Annotated in this window: 2 protein-coding genes; both read left to right on the forward strand. The window is 67.1% G+C overall.

What is annotated here, in order from left to right; translation table 11 throughout:
• Nucleotides 1-2: 2 nt before the first annotated feature.
• Nucleotides 3-419: a roadblock/LC7 domain-containing protein gene (locus VA603_RS10425; RefSeq protein ID WP_132865912.1), complete on the forward strand. Its 417-nt coding sequence runs from the start codon at nt 3-5 to the stop codon at nt 417-419.
• A gap of 268 nt (nt 420-687) precedes the next feature.
• Nucleotides 688-2404 (forward strand): bifunctional isocitrate dehydrogenase kinase/phosphatase (gene aceK / locus VA603_RS10430; protein WP_323438775.1); only part of this gene is annotated, 1717 nt, incomplete at its 3' end.

A 2404-nucleotide genomic window follows, 5' to 3' on the forward strand; every position in this document is an offset into this window, starting at 1 on the left:
ACATGGGTGAACCAAGGGGGGTAGCGGTGCTGGAGGACTGGGAAGTCACGGCGGTGGATGCCCGGCTCAGGGAGTTCACCGAATCGGTGGATGGCGTGCGTGCGGCGGTGGTGGCCAGCGTGGACGGTTTCGCCCTGGCCCAATCGGCCACGCAGCAGTCCAGTGGCGAGCGGTTGGCGGCGATGACCAGCGCGATGCTGGCGCTGGCCAGCGCGGTGGGTCGCGAGCTGTCGCTGGGCACGATGGAAGTGCTGATGCTGGAAGCCAGCGAAGGCAAGGTGCTGATGCAGTCGATCCCGCTGGCGCGTGGTTCGCTGTTGCTGATGGCCGCCTGCGGCCAACGCAGCGTGATCGGCCACGTGCTGTGGAGCGCCCGCGAATGCGGTCGCAAGATCCAGGCGGAGTTGTCCAGCGGCTGAGCGCTGGAGCCCGCGGTGGTGGCGAGCTGGTACGCCTGACGACACACGGACCGCCCCCTTCCTTTGCCGCAGGCAAGGGGAGGGCGGGGGAGGGGGGCCTTTCGCGCGATGTGGACTTCCCGGCTTCACGCCCAAGGACGCTCCCGCCGGGCGGGCGCCCTGTCGCGGGAGGCGTGCGGTGTCGTATGGTCATGTCCATCCCCCCTCCGGCGACAGCCATGCGATCCCATCTTCTCCCTGCAGTCCGTGCATTGCCGGTGCGGCCGTGATGAATGCAACGGTCATCGATGCCGCCCTGGCGGACAAGCTTGCCCAAGGCATCGCCACGGGGTTCGAGGACTACCACCAGGGCTTCGCCGACATTACCCGTCGGGCGCGCACGCGCTTCCAGGCACGCGACTGGAACGCAGCCAGGACCGATGCGGTGGAACGCATCGAGCTGTACGACGTCTGCGTGGCACGCTGCCGGGCGCAACTGCAGGCGTTGCTGGCCGGCATCCCGCCCACGCAGGCGCTGTGGCGGGAAGTGAAGCAGTGCTTCGACGCACGGGTTTCATCGCGCATCGATGGCGAGCTGTACAAGACGTTCTACAACACCCTGACCCGGCGCCTGTTCGGTACCCATGGCGTGGATGACGACATCGAGTTCATGGCGCTGGACATCGAGCCGTCCGATGCCATCACCCACCCGGTTGCGCGTCACGTCTACGCCGTTTCCGAAGCGCGTCCGGCCGATGCGTTCTCGCGCCTGCTCGCCGACTATGCCTTCGACGTGCCCTACCAGCATCGCCTGCGCTGCGCTGCGGCCATCGCGGTGCGCCTGCAGGACGACCTCGCCCATTGGGGCACGTACCCGGTGCGTGCCATCGAACTGCTGGAGACCGTGTTCTACCGCGAGCGCCGTGCATACCTGGTCGGACGCGTGTTCGGTGAGCACCGCTTCTCGCCCTGCGTGATCGCGCTGGTCAACGGGGAGGAAGGCGTCCGCGTGGAAGCGGTGCTGAGCCGACGCCGCGACGTGGCACATCTGTTCGGTGTCTCGCGCAGCTATTTCCAGGCCGATCTGCCCACCGTCGCCGACGCGGTGGTGTTCCTGCGCAGCATCCTGCCGGGCAAGCCGGTCGATGAGATCTACACCGTGCTGGGCCGCGCCAAGCAGGGCAAGACCGAGCGCTATCGCACCTTCTTCAGCCATTTCCAGCAGCATGCCAACGAGCGGCTGGTACATGCCGAAGGCACCCCCGGCATGGTGATGGCGGTGTTCACGTTGCCGAGCTATCCGCTGGTGTTCAAGCTGATCCGCGACCGCTTCGCCTGGCCCAAGACCATGAGCCGGCAGGACGTGGAGGAGAAGTACGCGCTGGTCTTCAACCTGGACCGCATCGGCCGCCTGCTCGACGCCCAGCCCTATCGCCACCTGCGCTTCCCGGTCAGCCGCTTCGCGCCGGAACTGCTCGATGAGCTGGTCAACCAATGCAGCCACAGCGTGCAGGTCGAAGGCGGGGACGTGGTGATCGCGCTGTGCTACGTGCAGCGCCGTTTCCGGCCCCTCAACCTCTACCTGCGCGAGCAGGGCAGTGAAGCCGCCCGCGCCGCGGCATTGGACTACGCGCAGGCCATCCGTGACATGGCCTGCAACAACATCTTTCCCGGCGACATGTTGCTGAAGAACTTCGGTGTCTCCCGGCACGGCCGCGCGGTGTTCTACGACTACGACGAGTTGTGCCTGGTCACCGACTGCAACTTCCGGGCCTGGCCAACACCGCGCAGTGAGGAGGAGGCCATGGCCAGCGAGCCGTGGTTCCACGTCGCGCCCAACGACGTGTTCCCGGAACGTTTCGCGTTGTTCATGGGCCTGCCCCGCGCATTGCTGGACGTAGTGCAGGAGCGCTACGGCGAGCTGTTCGAGCCATCGTGGTGGCAGGGGCTGCAGCAGGGCTTCGGCAGGGGGGAGTTCCCGGACACACCGCCGTATCCGCGCGCGC

Origin of the sequence: Stenotrophomonas capsici, assembly GCF_034961085.1 — a bacterium.
Taxonomy (GTDB): Bacteria; Pseudomonadota; Gammaproteobacteria; order Xanthomonadales; family Xanthomonadaceae; genus Stenotrophomonas; species Stenotrophomonas capsici.

Bases quoted from the DNA above. Each gene is read 5' to 3' on its own strand.
- VA603_RS10425 (WP_132865912.1), top strand. From the start codon at position 3: ATGGGTGAACCAAGGGGGGTAGCGGTGCTGGAGGACTGGGAAGTCACG.